The organism is Pseudomonas mosselii, assembly GCF_005796105.1.
Classification (GTDB): Bacteria; Pseudomonadota; Gammaproteobacteria; order Pseudomonadales; family Pseudomonadaceae; genus Aquipseudomonas; species Aquipseudomonas mosselii_C.
Window position 1 is genome coordinate 243,341 of sequence record NZ_VAUO01000004.1, and the last position, 16,674, is coordinate 260,014.

14 protein-coding genes are annotated in these 16,674 nt (G+C 62.8%); 6 read left to right on the forward strand and 8 right to left on the reverse strand.

Annotated features, from left to right (window positions below):
* Positions 1 to 28: 28 nt before the first annotated feature.
* From FEM01_RS11765 to FEM01_RS11780, 4 genes are all read right to left on the reverse strand, one after another.
* Positions 29 to 760, reverse strand: a complete 732-nt coding sequence (locus FEM01_RS11765) for a GntR family transcriptional regulator (protein WP_138219605.1) — start codon at positions 758 to 760, stop codon at positions 29 to 31.
* Between the two features lie 131 nt (positions 761 to 891).
* A complete protein-coding gene (locus FEM01_RS11770; protein WP_138219606.1) occupies positions 892 to 1,614 on the reverse strand; it encodes a type 1 glutamine amidotransferase in 723 nt (240 codons plus the stop codon).
* Between the two features lie 90 nt (positions 1,615 to 1,704).
* Positions 1,705 to 2,598, reverse strand: coding sequence for a dihydrodipicolinate synthase family protein (locus FEM01_RS11775; RefSeq protein WP_138219607.1), 894 nt, complete (start codon positions 2,596 to 2,598; stop codon positions 1,705 to 1,707).
* A gap of 43 nt (positions 2,599 to 2,641) precedes the next feature.
* Positions 2,642 to 3,424, reverse strand: a complete 783-nt coding sequence (locus FEM01_RS11780) for an aldolase (RefSeq protein WP_138219608.1) — start codon at positions 3,422 to 3,424, stop codon at positions 2,642 to 2,644.
* Positions 3,425 to 3,562: 138 nt separating this feature from the next.
* On the opposite strand from FEM01_RS11780, the gene FEM01_RS11785 reads away from it, so the two are divergent.
* Positions 3,563 to 4,099, forward strand: coding sequence for a helix-turn-helix domain-containing protein (locus tag FEM01_RS11785; protein WP_138219609.1), 537 nt, complete (start codon positions 3,563 to 3,565; stop codon positions 4,097 to 4,099).
* Between the two features lie 62 nt (positions 4,100 to 4,161).
* Here the strand turns inward: FEM01_RS11785 and FEM01_RS11790 are convergent, their stop codons facing one another.
* A complete protein-coding gene (locus FEM01_RS11790) occupies positions 4,162 to 5,301 on the reverse strand; it encodes a TDT family transporter (protein WP_138219610.1) in 1,140 nt (379 codons plus the stop codon).
* 161 nt (positions 5,302 to 5,462) lie between these two features.
* On the opposite strand from FEM01_RS11790, the gene FEM01_RS11795 reads away from it, so the two are divergent.
* The gene (locus tag FEM01_RS11795; RefSeq protein ID WP_138219611.1) at positions 5,463 to 6,653 is read left to right on the forward strand and encodes an MFS transporter; all 1,191 of its coding nucleotides are present in this window, start codon (positions 5,463 to 5,465) and stop codon (positions 6,651 to 6,653) included.
* A 117-nt stretch (positions 6,654 to 6,770) separates the two neighbouring features.
* Positions 6,771 to 10,247, forward strand: a complete 3,477-nt coding sequence (locus FEM01_RS11800) for a hybrid sensor histidine kinase/response regulator (protein WP_138219612.1) — start codon at positions 6,771 to 6,773, stop codon at positions 10,245 to 10,247.
* Here FEM01_RS11800 and rmuC read toward each other — a convergent pair.
* Complete coding sequence (rmuC, locus tag FEM01_RS11805) at positions 10,219 to 11,577, reverse strand: DNA recombination protein RmuC (protein ID WP_171030951.1); 1,359 nt, start codon at positions 11,575 to 11,577, stop codon at positions 10,219 to 10,221. The genes FEM01_RS11800 and rmuC overlap by 29 nt on opposite strands.
* Before the next feature lie 186 nt (positions 11,578 to 11,763).
* Complete coding sequence (locus FEM01_RS11810) at positions 11,764 to 12,183, reverse strand: tetratricopeptide repeat protein (RefSeq protein ID WP_138219614.1); 420 nt, start codon at positions 12,181 to 12,183, stop codon at positions 11,764 to 11,766.
* Between the two features lie 921 nt (positions 12,184 to 13,104).
* Between FEM01_RS11810 and FEM01_RS11815 the strand changes: the two genes are divergently transcribed.
* The 3 genes from FEM01_RS11815 to FEM01_RS11825 all read left to right on the forward strand — a co-directional run bounded on the left by FEM01_RS11815 (position 13,105) and on the right by FEM01_RS11825 (position 15,480).
* The gene (locus FEM01_RS11815) at positions 13,105 to 13,329 is read left to right on the forward strand and encodes a hypothetical protein (protein WP_138219615.1); all 225 of its coding nucleotides are present in this window, start codon (positions 13,105 to 13,107) and stop codon (positions 13,327 to 13,329) included.
* A 244-nt stretch (positions 13,330 to 13,573) separates the two neighbouring features.
* Positions 13,574 to 14,056: a hypothetical protein gene (locus FEM01_RS11820; RefSeq protein ID WP_138219616.1), complete on the forward strand. Its 483-nt coding sequence runs from the start codon at positions 13,574 to 13,576 to the stop codon at positions 14,054 to 14,056.
* A gap of 146 nt (positions 14,057 to 14,202) precedes the next feature.
* The gene (locus FEM01_RS11825) at positions 14,203 to 15,480 is read left to right on the forward strand and encodes an OmpP1/FadL family transporter (RefSeq protein WP_138219617.1); all 1,278 of its coding nucleotides are present in this window, start codon (positions 14,203 to 14,205) and stop codon (positions 15,478 to 15,480) included.
* A gap of 167 nt (positions 15,481 to 15,647) precedes the next feature.
* On the opposite strand, the gene FEM01_RS11830 is transcribed toward FEM01_RS11825, so the two are convergent.
* Positions 15,648 to 16,577, reverse strand: coding sequence for a LysR family transcriptional regulator (locus tag FEM01_RS11830; RefSeq protein WP_138219618.1), 930 nt, complete (start codon positions 16,575 to 16,577; stop codon positions 15,648 to 15,650).
* Positions 16,578 to 16,674: the final 97 nt, after the last annotated feature.

Here is a 16,674-nt window from a genome sequence, read left to right on the forward strand (position 1 = left end):
CGAACATCAAAGGGGGTAAAGCGTTTTCTTATCGAATGTCGATGCGGTAGCGGAAGTGCTGGGCATGACCGCGCGAACGCCGCCACTCCAGCGGCTTGCCTGCGTAGTCACGGGCCAGACGCTCGATCACCACCACCGGGCTGCCTTCGGGCAGTTGCAGCAGGCGCCCGTGCGCCGGGTCGACCGCTTCGGCGGTGAGGGTCTCCTCGGCAGCAGCCACGACCTGGCCGCACAGTTCTTCGTAGATCGGATAGAGCAGCGGGCCCTTGCGGTCTAGCTCGACCTCCAGCAGTGGCTGGAAGGTCTGGCGTGGCAACCAGATGTCTTCGGCCAGCACCGGCTGGGCGCCGAGCAGACGCAGGCGGATGATGTGGATGACCTCAGCCTCGGCTGGCAGACCCAGGGCATGCGCCACCGCCGAGGGCGCGCGCATCGGGTCGATGGAAAGGATGCGGCTCTCCGGCACGGCGCGCTCGCCATTGGCCGACTCGAAACGGAAGAAGCGGAACAGCGAAGACTGGAATTGCGGCCGGCGAATGAAGGTGCCGCGACCCTGCTGACGTTCCAACACGCCCTCGGCTACCAACGCATCGACCGCCTTGCGCACGGTCCCGACCGACAGGTCGAACTCGGTGGCAAGCGCCGCCTCGGTGGGAATCGCCTCGCCCGGACGCCAACGGTTGTTGGCGATCTGCTCGACCAGGTGGTCGCGCAACTGTTGGTAACGGGGCAGGCGCGCATCGGCTGACAAGGCGTTCATGGGCGGCTCTCGGTGAATGTCATGTAGACATATATATGAATTTTTTCGAGAGTATTCCCCCTAGCAGGATGACTGTCAATCCTCCGGCTGTCGTCTAAGGCGTCTTATCCATCGCTCAACCTGGCGCGTGACTATTGGGTGGCCTGATAGTCAGCGACCAGCTTGTCCAGGAAGATGAACAGCTTTTGGTTCATCTGCTCCCAGTCGTTGACACGCAGCGCGGCGGGCTGCTGAACGAAGCGCCGGTCGGTCAGCGTGAGCAGTTCGGCTTGCGAGGCAGCGATCAGCAACTCGACGACCTCGCGGGTGAATTCCATATGGCATTGGAAGCCGTACACCAGGTTGCTGTACTCGATGATCTGGCGAGGACACCCTTCACTGATGGCCAGGATTTTTGCATCAGCGGTCAGGCCTGGCATGTCGTTGTGCCAATGGCCGACCTCAAGAACATCGCCAAAATGGGCGACCTTGCTATTGGCCATGCCCGCCGCCGTCAGGCTGATCGGGAACTTGCCGATTTCCTTTTCCGGGCTGTGGCCAAACGGCGCGCCCAGGGCCTCGCCGATCAGCTGCGAGCCGAGGCAGACACCTACGACCGCTTTCCCGGCCTGGATAGCCTGGCCAATCAAGTGGCACTCAGCCGCGGCATCGAAGTGCGGGCACTGTTCAAGGGTGGTGGCGGGGTCTTGCGGCCCACCCAGCACGACCAGCAGGTCGAAGTTGTCTGCATTGCCTGGCAACGCGTCGTTGGCGTAGACGCGGGAGTAGCTGGCGGCGTAGCCGCGCTCCAGAACCCAGGTTTCATAGGCTCCAGGTGCTTCGAAGGATTCGTGGACGATGAAGTGGACGTTCATGACAGGTCTCGGTGGTGTGACGCAGCAAGGCGAAAAAGAGGTAGCTAGCTAGAACCTGGCGGCTGCATGCAGCCAGCCAGGCCCAGCCGATCAGCTCTGGGCAGACAGCTCGTCCAGCAGGCCTTTCAAGTAGGTGCTGCCTTGGGCATCCAGCGGCTGCAAGGGCAGGCGCGGCGCACCGACATCCAGGCCGAGCATTTTCAGGCCAGCCTTGATGGTGGTCGGCAGGCCACGACGGGTGATGTACTCCAGCAGCTCGTACTGGCGGTAGAACAGCGCGCGGGCTTTAACCAGGTCATGGCCCTGCACGGCATCCCACAGCGCCAGGTTCAGCGCAGGGATAAGGTTCGGTGCAGCGGTGCACCAGCCTGTCGCGCCAGCGACCAGCGCCTCCAGCGTCAGCGGGTTGCAGCCGTTGTAGAACGCAACCTTACCGCCGGTCGCGCGATACAGCCGGTGCATGCGCTGAATGTCACCCGTGCTCTCCTTGACCATGGTGACATTCTTCACTTCCCCCAGAATACGCAGGATCAGGTCGACGGACAGATCAGTACCGCTGGTGCCCGGGTTGTTGTAGAGCATGATCGGGATGTCGATCGCGGCCCCCACGGCCTTGTAATGATCGACGATCTCGGTTTCGGTCAGCTTCCAGTAGGAAACCGGCAAGACCATGACGGCGGTGGCGCCACAGGCCTGGGCCAGTTGAGCACGTTGCACGGTGCGTGCGGTGGTCAGGTCGGACACGCTGACGACAGCAGGGACGCGCCCGGCGATCTGTTGCAGGCTGAAGCGCACGACCGATTCCCACTCGCCATCGGACAGGTAGGCGCCTTCGCCGGTACTGCCCAGAGGAGCGATGGCGTGCACGCCGGACTGGATCAGGCTATCGATGGATTTGCCCAAGGCGTTCAGGTCGACCGAACCGTTTGCGGCGAATGGCGTGATGGTGTAGCCGATGACACCCTTGATTACGGGAGTGGACATACAAGGCACCTTTGAGGTTTTTCAAGAATGAGTACAGCGTGAACTAGACCAGGCAGTCGCCATGGGTACGTAGCGCGCGCCGGGCGTAGTAGCTGAAAGCCGCGCCATGCCGCTTGGGCGTAGAGATCCAGTCATGCGCCTCCTTGCCCAGCGCTTCGGGAATCGGGCGGATCTGGCCAGCGCTCATCGCCATCAACTGCATCCTGGCAGCACGCTCGAACAGCAGCGCCAACACGCAGGCTTCCTCAATCGAACCGCCGGCGATCAACAGGCCGTGGTGCGAAAGCAAGAGGGCGCGCTTGTCGCCGATGGCATTGGCGATGATCTCGCCCTCCTCGTTGCCCACCGGAACACCGGGCCAGTCCTTGAGAAATGCGCAGTCATCGAACAGCGGGCACAGGTCCATATGGGAAACCTGCAGCGGCACTTCCAGCATCGACAGCGCGGCACTGTGCAAAGGGTGGGTGTGGATGATGCAGTTCACGTCGGGGCGTGCACGGTACAGCCAGCTGTGGAAACGGTTGGCAGGGTTGGCCATGCCTTGGCCTGCCAGGACATTCAGGTCCTCATCCACCACCAGCAGGTTGGACGCTGAGATCTCGTCGAAGCCCAGGCCCAGCTGTTGCGTATAATAGGTCCCGACCTCTTCTGCACGGGCGGTGATCTGCCCCGCCAGGCCCGAGTCATGGCCGCCGTCGAACAGGATGCGGCAGGTCAGTGCGAGTTTTTCGCGTGCGGTGTAGGTGTTGTCGATCAGGGCGGTTAGCATCCGCTGCTGGGCGAGCTTGACCAGCTCATCCTTGCCGGTGTGCAGGGTCGTGTTCACAGTCAGTACCTGTACGAAGAAGTAGGCGATGTATCCCCTGGTCGCCGCTGCAACGGCACCAGGACACACAGCAACCATATATGACACTTTGTTTCATAATCAACACCCGTGTCATCAATTTTCAAGGAACAGCCTGGGATGTCGGTTCAGCTGAGAATTTTGCGCAAGAAGATGGGCATGACCCTGGAACAGCTGGCAGGGCACACCGGGCTGACCAAGAGTTATCTGTCCAAGGTCGAGCGCGGCATGAATTCGCCGTCGATCGCAGTGGCCCTCAAGCTGGCCAAGGCACTTAACGTGCAGGCAGAGGAACTGTTCAGCAACGAAGCGGTGCCGACCGAAGGCTACAGCCTGGTTCGGCGCCAGCAACGCGACGCACCGGGCGAACCACCGGCCTCGACCCACGTGCCACTGGCCAGGCATATCGGGCAACGGGCGCTGCTGCCCTTCATGGTCTACCCGCCCCGCACATTTGGGCACTCAGCCTTCAAGGAACACTTGGGTGAAGAGTTCATCTATGTCCACCGCGGCTGCGTGGAAGTCGACTTCGGCAGCGAGCGCCTGACCCTCGAAGAAGGTGATGCCCTGCATTTCAATGCGCAGAAGGCGCATCGTATTCGCACGGTTTCGCAGGTCCAGGCCGAGCTGCTCGTGGTGGTGCACAGCGCGCAGTGAGCACGGCGCAGATCAGCTTGATCCGCGACCGCGCATTCGGATGTTGATCCGCCTCCAGCACCTCAGCGCATGGCGATGCACGGCGAGACGAACAGCTCGCCGCGCCATGCCCCGCGCACGGTACGGCTGGCCACCAGCACCCAAAGCATTGCCAGCGCCACCACCAGCACCTGAGCGAACACGCTGAAGAACCCAAGTCCCAGCCACTGAGCAAGCTTGAAGGTAGCCATGCAGTACACCCCAAGCGGAAAGGTGAAGCCCCACCAGCCCAGGTTGAACGGCATGCCCTGGCGCAGGTAGCGCAGGGTGATTAGCACCGCTGTCAGCAACCACCACAACCCCGCGCCCCACAGCACGATCCCCGCCACCAAGCCCAGGCCACGGGCCACCTCGCCCAGGCTGCCCAGGCCGCTGGCGGCGAACACCGCCGGGGCGTCGCTGCCGAGTACCAGCATACCCAGGGCACCGGTGCCGATCGGCCCCAAGGCCAGCCAGCTGGACGCCGCCATATTGGCCGGAGGCAGCTTGTGCAGCGCCATGCGCAGCATGAGGATGGTGAGGATGCTGAACGCCACCGGCAACGACACCGCCCACATCACGTAGCTGGTCACCAGCACCTGGAACTGCCGGTGCGCATCCGCCAGATGCGGCGCCAGCAGGCCACCGCTGGCGGCGGCCACCTCCGCCGCCACCACCGGCAGCAGCCACACGGCGGTCATCTGGTCGATGCTGTGCTCCTGGCGGGTGAACATCAGGTACGGAATCGCCACGCCGCACAGCAGTGCCAGGCCCACGTCCAGCCACCACAGCGCTTGCACCCATGGCACCACGGCTTCGCCCCAACGGGCTAGGCCGAACACCAGCGCACCGTTGAGCAAGGTGGCCAGGCCCATCGGGATGGTGCCGAAGAACATCGACACGGTGGAATGCGCGAAGATGCGCCGCGCCTCGTCGAAGAACAGCACCCAACGCGCGCCGTACAGCACGCAGAACAGAACGAACAGGCCGATGCTCAACCACCACAGGCCCTCGGCCAGACTATCGAGCAGCGGGATGCGCAACTGATGGAAGGCCAATGCCAGTACGCCGGTGCCCATGGTCGCGGCGAACCAGTTGGGGGTGAACTGGCGGATCACTTCGAGGGGATGGGCCAGTTGGCTGAAGGGGCGCCAACTGGCGGCGCGGGGCTGGGTGCAGGGCATAGGGTTGTCTCCGGCCTTTTGTAAGGTGGATTCATCTTATGCCGTAAAAGAATATCTATATAACGCGTATTTTCTCTAACTGTTATCTGCTTTACAGATATAGGCTTAACCCTGCGCCCTGGCATATGCTTGGGCCGGCTTTCCGCTCACAAGGATGCGTCATGCTTGCCGCTCTGAAAGGCTACCCCCAGCCAGTACGCCTGCTGCTGATCACCACCTTCACCCTGACCCTGGCGCGTGCACTCACCCTGCCCTACCTGGTGGCCTACCTGTCGGCACACATGGACCTGTCGGTCGCCCAGGTCGGCGTGCTGGTCGGCGGCGCGATGTTCGTCTCGTCGGCCTTGGCGCTGTATGGCGGGCACCTGGTCGATACCCTGCGCAACCACACGCTGATCGTCAGTTGCACGCTGCTGTTCGCCCTGTCTTTCGTGGGCATCGTGGCCAGCACCACGGCGCTGCCGTTCTTCTGCTTCCTGGTCCTGGCCTACCTGGCACAGACCGTGGTGGACCTGGCCGCCAAGGCTGGCTTCTGCGCCCTGCTGCCGGTCGAGGCACGCGGCGAGGTGTTCGCCATCAAGTACACCCTTAACAACATTGCCTGGGCCGGCGGGCCGATGCTTGGGGTGCTGCTGATCGAAGCCAGCGACCATCTGCCCTTCTACCTCTCGGCCCTGATCGGCCTGGGCCTTGGCCTGTTCTACCAACGCCTGGGCGAGCGCGAGCTGCTGAGCCGCACCGACGAAGCACCTGCGGCAGGCTTCGTGCAGGTCGCCTTGGTGCTGCTGCGCGATCGACGGCTGGTCTGCTTCACCTTGGGCGGCGTACTCAGCGCGGTGGTGTTCGGCCAGTTCACCGCCTATCTGTCGCAGTACCTGGTCGTGACCACCCAGGACCCGGCGCGTGTGGCACGCCTGGCCGGCTATCTGGTAAGCACCAACGCGGTCACGGTGATCGCCCTGCAATACCTGGTCGGCCGGCGCATCACCCGCCAACACTTGATGCCCTGGTTGCTGGCCGGAATGGGGTTGTTCATCGTCGGGCTGCTGGGATTCTCGGTGGCCGACTCGGTGCCGACCTGGTGCCTGGCCATGCTGGTGTTCACCCTCGGCGAGATCATCGTGATCCCGGCCGAGTTCATGTTCATCGACCTGATCGCGCCGGAGCCACTGCGCGGCATTTACTATGGCGCGCAGAACCTGTCCAATCTGGGGGCTGGGTTGGGGCCGATGCTGGTGGGCGCGACGCTGGGCTCGATGGCGCCGCAGGCGGTGTTCTACCTATTGATCGGATCGGTGCTGATGGCGACGGTTTTCTATTGGCTAGGCACGCGCACCCCGTTAAAACGCTGAGGTCGGCGCGGACTGCGACGTCCTGCCACTGCGACCATGGTCTGCGCTGACGAACCCTGCGCTGCGTGCCAGACTGATTGATCGGGACCGCGTTCTATTCATTGCCTCGGAGTTTGCATGTCGTTGTCCAGCGGGCTGATCGCCGTGGTCGCCCTGGCCTATATGGCCATCATGTTCGCCATCGCCTTCTACGGTGACCGCCGCAGCACGCCGCTGCCGCCGCGCCTGCGCGCCTGGGTGTATAGCCTGTCGCTGGCGGTGTACTGCACCAGTTGGACCTTCTTCGGCGCGGTCGGCCAGGCCGCCGAGCAGCTCTGGGCGTTCCTGCCCATCTACCTGGGCCCGGTGCTGCTGCTGATGTTCGCGCCCTGGGTGCTGCAGAAAATGGTGCTGATCAGCAAACAGCAGAACATCACATCCATCGCCGACTTCATCGCCGCCCGCTACGGCAAGTCGCAGACCCTCGCGGTGGTGGTGGCACTGATCTGCCTGGTCGGCGTGCTGCCCTACATCGCCTTGCAGCTCAAGGGCATCGTGCTGGGTGTGAACCTGCTGATCGGCGCCAACGCCGACGCCACCGGCAGCCGCGTGCAGGACACCGCGCTGGTGGTGTCGCTGGTGCTGGCGCTGTTCGCCATCGTGTTCGGCACCCGTAGCCTGGACGTCACCGAGCACCACCGGGGCATGGTCCTGGCGATCGCCTTCGAATCGCTGGTCAAGCTGCTGGCCTTCCTCGCAGTCGGCGCCTTCGTGGTGTTCAACCTGTACGACGGCTTCGATGACCTGTTGACCCAGGCGCGCCATTCGGTGCACCTGGACAGCTACTGGCAAGAAACCATCAACTGGCCGTCGATGGTGGTGCAGACCGCCGTGGCGATGATGGCAATCATCTGCCTGCCGCGTCAGTTCCACGTGACCGTGGTCGAGAACATCGAGCCCCAGGACATGCGCCTGGCGCGTTGGGTGTTCCCGCTGTACCTGGGGCTGGCGGCGCTGTTCGTGGTGCCGATCGCCCTGGCCGGACAAATGCTGCTGCCCGGCACGGTGATCTCCGACTCCTTCGTGATCAGCCTGCCGCTGGCCGAGGCGCACCCGAGCCTGGCGCTGCTGGCATTCATCGGCGGCGCTTCGGCGGCCACCGGCATGGTCATCGTCGAGGCCGTGGCGCTCTCGACCATGGTTTCAAACGACATGCTGCTGCCCTGGCTGCTGCGGCGCAACAATGCCGAGCGGCCGTTCGAGGCGTTCCGCCACTGGATGCTGTCGGTGCGCCGGGTCACCATCGTGGTGATCCTGCTGCTGGCCTATGTCAGCTACCGACTGCTAGGGTCCACTGCAAGCCTGGCAACCATCGGCCAAATCGCCTTCGCTGCGGTCACCCAGCTCACACCCGCCATGCTCGGTGCGCTGTACTGGAAGCAAGCCAACCGCCGCGGGGTATTCGCAGGGCTTGCTGCCGGTATCTTCCTGTGGTTCTACACCTTGGTGCTGCCGATTGCCGCGCATAGCCTCGGCTGGTCGCTGAACGTGTTCCCGGGCCTGGCCTGGTTGCACGGCAACCCGCTGGACCTGCCGATCACCCCACTGACCCAGGGCGTGGTGCTGTCGCTGGCGGGTAACTTCACGCTGTTCGCCTGGGTTTCGATCCTGTCGCGTACACGGGTGTCCGAGCACTGGCAGGCCGGGGCCTTCATCGGCCAGCAGACCAGCGCCCGCCCCAGCAGCAAACCGCTGCTGGCGGTACAGATCGACGACCTGCTGAATCTGGCCGCACGTTTCGTCGGCGAAGAACGCGCCCGCCAGAGTTTCATCCGCTTCGCCTACCGCCAAGGCAGGGGCTTCAACCCCAACCAGAACGCCGATGGCGACTGGATCGAGCACACGGAACGGCTGCTGGCTGGCGTCCTGGGCACCTCCTCGACCCGTGCGGTGGTCAAGGCCGCCATCGAAGGCCGCGAGATGCAGCTCGAAGACGTGGTGCGCATCGCTGACGAAGCCAGCGAGGTGCTGCAGTTCAACCGTGCCTTGCTGCAAGGGGCGATCGAGAACATCAACCAGGGCATCAGCGTGGTCGACCAGAATTTGCACCTGGTCGCCTGGAACCGTCGTTACCTGGAACTGTTCAACTACCCGGACGGGCTGATCAGCGTTGGCCGGCCGATTGCCGACATCATCCGCTACAACGCCGAGCGCGGCCTGTGCGGCCCGGGCGAGGCACAAGTGCACGTGGCACGCCGCCTGCATTGGATGCGCCAGGGCCGCGCCCACTCCTCCGAGCGCCTGTTCCCCAACGGCCGGGTGATCGAGCTGATCGGCAACCCGATGCCCGGCGGTGGCTTCGTCATGAGCTTTACCGACATCACCCCGTTCCGCGAAGCCGAGCAGGCCCTGCGCGATGCCAACGAAAGCCTTGAGCAACGGGTGGCCGAGCGCACCCACGAGCTGTCGCAGCTCAACCAGGCGCTGTCCGAGGCCAAAAGCCGCGCCGAAGCCGTAAGCCAGTCCAAGACCCGCTTCCTGGCCGCCGTCAGCCATGACCTGATGCAGCCGCTCAACGCCGCGCGGCTGTTTTCCGCAGCGCTGTCGCAGCAAGCCGAGGGCATGAACGAGGAGGCCCAGCAACTGGTGCAGCACATGGACAGCTCGCTGCGCTCGGCCGAAGAACTGATCAGCGACCTGCTGGACATCTCGCGCCTGGAGAACGGCAAGATCACCCCGGATCCCAAGGCCTTCGCCCTCAACGATCTGTTCGACACCCTCGGCGCCGAGTTCAAGGTACTGGCGGCCGAGAAGGGCCTGACATTCCGCTTGCGTGGCAGCCGCCTACGCATCGAAAGCGACATGAAACTGCTACGCCGAGTGCTGCAGAACTTCCTCACCAACGCGTTGCGCTACGGCAAAGGGCCAATCCTGCTGGGCGCACGCCGCCAAGGCGGGCAACTGTGGCTGGAAGTCTGGGACCGCGGCCCGGGCATCGCCGACGACAAGCTGCAAGTGATCTTCCAGGAATTCAAGCGCCTGGACAGCCACCAGACCCGCGCTGAAAAAGGCCTGGGCCTGGGCCTGGCGATTGCCGACGGCCTGTGCCGGGTGCTCGGCCACCCGTTGCAAGTACGCTCATGGCCAGGCAAGGGCACGGTGTTCCGGGTCGGCGTGCCGATTGCCCGCAGCGCCGCCCCCGTGGCACCCGCGCCAGTCGAGCAGGCTGGCCAGCCGCTGGCCGGATTGCAGGTGCTGTGCGTGGACAACGAAGACAGCATCCTGATCGGCATGAACAGCCTGCTCAGCCGCTGGGGCTGCCAGGTGTCCACCGCGCGCAACCAGGCCGAATGCGAGGCGCTGCTGAGCAATGGGCTGCGTCCGCACCTGGCGCTGGTGGACTATCACCTGGACGATGGCGAGACCGGCACGGGACTCATGGGCTGGCTACGCGCGCGACTGGGCGAGCCTGTGCCGGGGGTGGTGATCAGCGCCGACGGGCGCAACGAAACCATCGCCCTGGTGCATGCTGCAGGCCTGGACTACCTGGCCAAGCCGGTCAAGCCGGCCGCCCTGCGCGCCTTGCTCAATCGGCATCTGAGCCTGGTGCAGTAAGCACTTCGTCGCTCAGGGCGCGCTCGATCAGCTCGCTCGGGAGGCTTTTACTGGCACGAGCGCCAAGCAGCTTGAGCTGTTCACTGCGACTGACCAGGTTGCCGCGCCCTTCGCAGAGCTTGTTACGTGCTGCCGCATAGGCCTTGTCCACCTGGGCCAGGCGGCTGCCCAGCTCGTCCAGGTCCTGGATGAACAGCACGAACTTGTCGTACAGCCAGCCGGCGCGCTCAGCGATCTCACGCGCGTTCTGGCTTTGCCGCTCTTGTTTCCACAAGCTGTCGATCACCCGCAAGGTGGCCAATAGCGTGGTAGGGCTGACGATCACGATCTGCCGGTCGAAGGCTTCCTGGAACAGGTTCGGCTCGGCCTGCAAGGCTGCCGAGAACGCCGCTTCGATGGGCACGAACAGCAGCACGAAATCCAGGCTGTGCAGGCCATCGAGGCGGTTGTAGTCCTTGCTCGACAGCCCCTTCACGTGACTGCGTAGCGACTGCACGTGCTGCTTGAGGGCGGCCTCGTCATTGTTGGCGACGAACTGCTGATAGGCCGTGAGGCTGACCTTGGCGTCGACCACCACCTGCTTGTCGCCCGGCAGCATGATCAGCACATCGGGCTGGAAGCGCTCACCATCGGCGCTCTTGAGACTGACCTGAGTCTGGTACTCGCGGCCCTTCTCAAGCCCCGCGTGCTCCAGCACGCGCTCCAGAATCAGCTCGCCCCAGTTGCCCTGGGTCTTCTGGCCCTTGAGCGCCTGGGTCAGGTTGGTGGCTTCATCGGACAGGCGCAGATTCAGCTGTTGCAGGCGCTCAAGCTCCTTGCTCAGCGAAAAACGCTCGCGGGCTTCTTGCTGATAGCTCTCCTCGACGCGCTTTTCGAAGGCCTGGATGCGCTCCTTGAGCGGATCGAGCAGTTGGCCCAGGTGCTGCTGGCTGGTCTGGGCGAAACGCTGCTCGCGTTCGTCGAAGATCTTGCCGGCCAGTTCGGCGAACTGAGCCCGAAGCGTATCGCGCGCGCCTTGCAGGTCTTCCAGACGCTGCTGGTGGCTGTCTTGCTGCTCGCGCAGCTCAGCCTCAAGGCGCGCGGCCTGGGCTTCGAGGCGGCGCAGTTCGGCTTCGCGGTTGGCCCGCTCCAGGTGCCAGGCGTGGGCGGCGTCACGGGCGTTGTCGCGGTCGATCTGCAACAGTTCCAGTTCCCGGCCTTGGGCGGCCAGTTGGGTCTGCTTGAGCGTATTGGCTTCGCTGAGGTCGCTGATCTCGTCGCGGCTGGCCTCCAGTTGCGCTTGCAGGCCCTCCTGGGCCAGCACCGCGCTGTTCAGGCGCTCTTCGAGCAGCGTCCGCTCAGCGCTGTGGGCGCCCTGGCGGCGTTGGACCTGCATGACCCACCCCAGACAGGGCAAGGCCCCCACCAATACGCCCAGCACAATGCTGGTCAGATCCACTGCCATGCTTACCCCGCACGATCATAGACGAATGCAGCGCAGCTTATCGGGCTGCCTGTTCGGGCGCCATCGCAGGCTTCAGTCCTGAGCGCCTTGCCTGAGCAACCGCCGCGCCTCTTGCGAGCCCTGGCCGGCTGCCAATTCCAGCCAGTAGCGCGCCTGCTCGGGCGCCTGGCCTTGGCACAGACGAGCGTACTCCAACTGGGCGCGGCGGTCGCCTGCACGGGCGGCCTGGCGCAACAGCTCATGGCCGATGCGCCGATCCCGCGCATTGCCACATTCACGACACAGCATCTGCCCCAGGCGACTCTGGGCCACGACCACACCTTGGCGTGCCGGCTGCTTGAGCATCCGTCCAGCCAGGTGCTTGACGCTGGGTTTGTCGCCCAGACGAGGGCTATCGAGCAGCCACAGGGCCACTTTCAAGGAGAAGTGTTTTTTTTCAGACCGTGTTGTACAGGCAACGGGACGTGCGTGGGGTTTACCGCGAAGCTTCATGACCGACAGCGATGATGACTCGAGAGGCGCGCCACTCTACGCCTTTTTCATGCGCTTGACCCGGCCGATGCACTGCCATGGACTTTTTTTTTCGATGGTTTTTTCTTGACGCCTGGATAGCAAGAATGCACATACGCAAGCCTGCGACCGATTGTCGGACATTTCTGCAAACAGCTGGCACGCCCGTGCTAGAGCAAGTGCTTTGGACAATCCACAGATCCTGTGGATAACTCGGTGGACAACCCCCTGCCATAGCCCGCAAACCCTTGCAAAATGGGGCTTACAGTCAAACTGACGATTTTTTCACCAGTCAAAATTAGTGTTTTTTTTCATTGACTTAAGCGGTCAGTCAAGGCATTGGCGAAGCATCCTTAGCGTGGTGCAAGCCGCTTACAACTGGCACGCCAAGTGTGTACAAGTGCACCGGCAAGCAGCACGTCCCTGCACGAAAACAGCACATTCACTGTGTTGAAACGGGGTTTTACCCGCTTCACAGCAGGCTGTGAAATCGGCATAATGGTCGGCTTAACGAAATCCGGCTAAAAAAGCTTGTCAGCTTAGCTACATTGCTGTAGGGTGCGTCTGGTTAGTACCCAGCTGAAAGTCAATTCAGGCCCCAAGGTCTTCGCAGCGACGCTGCCCCTCCCGACCGGCCCATTCGCTGATTCACTCCGCAGCACACTGCCCGAGCGCGAATCACGTATCAGATTGATCAGGATCTTCCCCGGCGCCTAGAACCCTGGCACCGGTGTGCTGCCTGCCTTTTGTCGTACCTACCAGCCAGCCCAGCGCCCACTTGATATGCGCCCCTCTGGCTGTCCTGTTCCAGTCAGGTTCTGCGTCTCCTTAATAAAGACGTCACTGGAACGTTTCTATTGTGCACGGATCGAAATCCGTGTCTTACGCAGGAACATCCAAACCATGAGCAAACAACAACAGATCCAAACCGCCTTCGGCACCCTCTCTCAGGCCTTCGCTCCACTGAAGTGCCTTATTGTCGCTCCACGCAAGGGCAGCTTCAGCTTTACCTTGGTCGATGAGCATGGCGTAGCCTGCCATACCGAGCGCCTGTACCCAGAGCAGTACAACCGCGCAGAACCCCTGCAGGCCGTGATCGAGCGTACCCGCCAATCCCTCACTGCATGAATGAATGGCGGCAAATTCACACCATGAATATAGGCCCGGCCACGCTGCCTGATGGTTCTTGGCGTAATTGCCAACGGGCATATCGCCCGTGCCGTCAGGCCGCAATCGATTTAAAAACAGCCCTTTACGCCACGCTTATCACACTACACTTCAACTCGAGCGGCATTGACCGCTTCCGGCGGGCCTGACCACTCACCAGCTGCCAAGCTCCAGCGCCCGTCGGCCCTTTTCAGATGAGGGCGCCATGGGTATCGCTGCGAACGAGTTGAGTCAATACGTCATCCGGCCAACGCTGATCTATCTGAATCGCCACTGCGAAAGCGCTGAAGCTTTGTTACTGGGGGTTGCAGCCAGCCAGTCCGCACTCGGCTCGGCTCTGCATGATCGGCGCGGCCATGGCCTGTACCGCATCACCGGTCAACGTCACCAGTTGCTATGGGACGATTACCTGGCCCGCGACCCCGAACTCGCCAGCCTGGTAAGAGGCCTGGCCAGTCAGCACGCCTTCCTCGGTGGTCCGCATCTGGAGCTAACCGTGAACCTACGCTACGCCACCGCCATCGCCTGGATGCTGATCGAGGCGCAAGCCACCGCGCTTCCCCCCGCCGATGACCTGATCGGTCTGGCGCGCATCTGGCGCCAGACCTTCAACACCCAAGGGCGTCTGCGCGACTTCACCCGAGCCTGGCAACACTGTATCGAGCCTGCGCACGTTCTGGCCTCTTGAGAGCAACTCGCATCTACAACCGAAAAAAAGGGAATTTTGGTCGGATTGTCCTACAAAACCGCTCTATCTCCTGCGTTATGGCCTATAGCGTGGAGCGTGATTTGTTGGTAGCTTTTCGCCCCGGAGAACCCAAGGAGTTTCTAATAATGAAAAAAGTAATGCTCAAAACCTCCCTCGGCATCGCCGTTGCCGTCGCTTCCAGCCAACTGCTCGCCAGCGGTTTCGCTCTCAACGAACAAAGCATCAGCGGCATGGGAACAGGTTTCGCGGGTCGTTCTTCTTCTGCCGAAGATGCCAGCACCGTGTATGGCAACCCCGCTGGCATGTCGCGCCTCAAGCGCGAACAAATCACCGTCGGAGCCGCTGCGGTCATCGCCAAGTCCGATATCTCCGGGCCGGGCAGCAGCAAAGGGGGGGAAACCGACGGCGACATGGTCCCGCTCGTCGGTGTACCGATGGGCTACTACGTCAAACCACTGGATGATCACTGGAGCGTCGGTTTCGGCGTCTACGTGCCGTTCGGCCTGGTGACCGACTACGGTAGCGACGACGCTGCACGCTACTGGGGCAAGAAGAGCCACGTCGAGGTGGTGACCTTCCAGCCAACCGTGAGCTATGCCTTCAACGACAAAGTCTCGATCGGTTTCGGCCCGACCATCAACCGGATCAAGGGTGAACTGGGCTCGAACCTGGCTAGCATCTCGCCACTGGCGCCTGCCGATGGTGAAGTGAAGATCAAGGGTGACGACACTGCAGTCGGCTACAACATCGGTATCCTGGTTCAGGCCACCGACCGTACCCGCGTGGGCCTGACCTACCACTCGATGGTGGACTACAAGCTCGAAGGCAAGACCAAGATCAACTACCCGGTGCTCGGCCTGAACGACAGCAAGTTTGACGCGAGCCTGAAGATCAAGACCCCTGAATCGGTCGACTTCTCGATCACCCACGAACTGGATGACCGCTGGACCCTGTACGCCGGCAGCACCTGGACACGCTGGAGCCGTCTGGAAGCGATCACCGTCAACAACGAGGGGACCTCGGGCGCTTCGGCGCAGTTCGGCACCATCAGCGAAGAGCAGAACTGGCACGACACCTGGGCTCACGCCATCGGTGCTTCGTACAAGCTGAACAAGGAGTGGACCCTGCGCACCGGTTTCTCGGTCGACCAGTCGCCCACCAACAACACCAATCGCTCCCCACGCATCCCCACCGGCGATCGTAAGATCTTTAGCGTCGGTGCCGGCTGGAGTCCATCGGATGACCTGACCATCGACGTGGCCTACTCCTACCTGTGGGAAGAAGACACCAAGGTCAACAACCAGCCCGACAGCCCGATCGAAAACGCACTCAAGGGTAGCTACCAGGCCAAGTACGAGAACAGCGCCCACGGCGTTGGCGCGTCGCTGACCTACCGCTTCTAAGCGTTACCGCCTGAAAAAACCGGGGCCGCTGTGCGGCCCTTTCGCGGCACTAGGCCGCTTCTACACCGACCGCGCAAGCCAATGCGGGCGGACTCTGGAGGAGCGACCTCGCCGGAGCGCCGGACCGACCGCGAAAGGGCTGCGAAGCAGCCCCAAATGGCAGTTTTTCACGCCTGCACCCGCCAACTGTCGCCCAGGCAATCCTGTAGATAATCCATGAACACCCGCACCTTGCCCGTCATGGCGAAGCGGTCGGCCAGGCACAGGTACACGTCCATCGGCTCGGGCCGCGCATAGGCCAGGGCATCAGGGCTGAACTCGAACAGCGGCACCAGCCGGCCGGTATCCAGATACGGGCGGACGATGAACTCGGCCAGACGCGTAATACCGCCGTCATTCAGCGCCATTTGCGTCAAGGCGTCGATGTCATCGCTGATCAGGACCGGGCCGAATTGCGCCTCGAAACGCAGGCCGTCACGCATGAAGCCCCAGGTTAGAAAACGCCCATCGACCGGATAGCGAAACACCAGGCAGCGGTGCTCGCGCAATGCCTCGGGCGTGGCGGGCCAACCCGCACTGGCCAGGTAACCGGGGGAAGCGCAGCAGATGAACGGAATCCGCGCGACATGCCGGGCCAGCAAGTGATCTTCCAATTGCGGCGTGATGCGCAGGCTGACATCGACATCTTCCCGTGCATGGTTCACCTTGCGGTCAGTCATCACCAACTCTATCGAAAGCTGCGGATAACGGGCCGCGAAGGCGGGTATCAGCGGCGCCAGCACATGGCGGCCGAACGCCGAGCTGGAAGCAATGCATAGGCGCCCCTGTGGCTCGCTGTCGGGCGTGGTGACCGCCTGCTCAGCCATGGTCAAGTCCCGCTCGATATGCCTGACCCGCTCGTAGTACAGGCTGCCAGCCGGCGTCAGCGCCATGCTGCGGGTAGTGCGCGAAAGCAGACGCACCTGCAAGTGGGCTTCCAGGCGCGCCAGGTTCTGGCTCACGGCAGCGGGGCTCAACCCCAGCGCACGGGCGCCGCCGGCGATGCTGCCTGCCTCGACCACCTTGATGAAACTACGGATGGCATTGAGCAAGTCCATGCTGAGCCTCGGATTCGTAAGTTTTTCTTTATAAAGAACTCAGTCGCCAAGGTCTACAGGTGCTCACACAGGCATTGATAACCTGCGCCCTCACCTA

What these genes read in the sequence shown, in the direction of transcription:
- FEM01_RS11795 (WP_138219611.1), top strand. Translation starts at nt 5,463, where the DNA reads ATGCTTGCCGCTCTGAAAGGCTACCCCCAGCCAGTACGCCTGCTGCTG.
- FEM01_RS11820 (WP_138219616.1), top strand. Translation starts at nt 13,574, where the DNA reads ATGGGTATCGCTGCGAACGAGTTGAGTCAATACGTCATCCGGCCAACG.
- FEM01_RS11765 (WP_138219605.1), bottom strand. Translation starts at nt 760, where the DNA reads ATGAACGCCTTGTCAGCCGATGCGCGCCTGCCCCGTTACCAACAGTTG.
- FEM01_RS11770 (WP_138219606.1), bottom strand. Translation starts at nt 1,614, where the DNA reads ATGAACGTCCACTTCATCGTCCACGAATCCTTCGAAGCACCTGGAGCC.
- FEM01_RS11810 (WP_138219614.1), bottom strand. Translation starts at nt 12,183, where the DNA reads ATGAAGCTTCGCGGTAAACCCCACGCACGTCCCGTTGCCTGTACAACA.
- FEM01_RS11830 (WP_138219618.1), bottom strand. Translation starts at nt 16,577, where the DNA reads ATGGACTTGCTCAATGCCATCCGTAGTTTCATCAAGGTGGTCGAGGCA.
- FEM01_RS11785 (WP_138219609.1), top strand. Translation starts at nt 3,563, where the DNA reads ATGTCGGTTCAGCTGAGAATTTTGCGCAAGAAGATGGGCATGACCCTG.
- FEM01_RS11815 (WP_138219615.1), top strand. Translation starts at nt 13,105, where the DNA reads ATGAGCAAACAACAACAGATCCAAACCGCCTTCGGCACCCTCTCTCAG.
- FEM01_RS11775 (WP_138219607.1), bottom strand. Translation starts at nt 2,598, where the DNA reads ATGTCCACTCCCGTAATCAAGGGTGTCATCGGCTACACCATCACGCCA.
- FEM01_RS11800 (WP_138219612.1), top strand. Translation starts at nt 6,771, where the DNA reads ATGTCGTTGTCCAGCGGGCTGATCGCCGTGGTCGCCCTGGCCTATATG.
- FEM01_RS11825 (WP_138219617.1), top strand. Translation starts at nt 14,203, where the DNA reads ATGAAAAAAGTAATGCTCAAAACCTCCCTCGGCATCGCCGTTGCCGTC.
- FEM01_RS11790 (WP_138219610.1), bottom strand. Translation starts at nt 5,301, where the DNA reads ATGCCCTGCACCCAGCCCCGCGCCGCCAGTTGGCGCCCCTTCAGCCAA.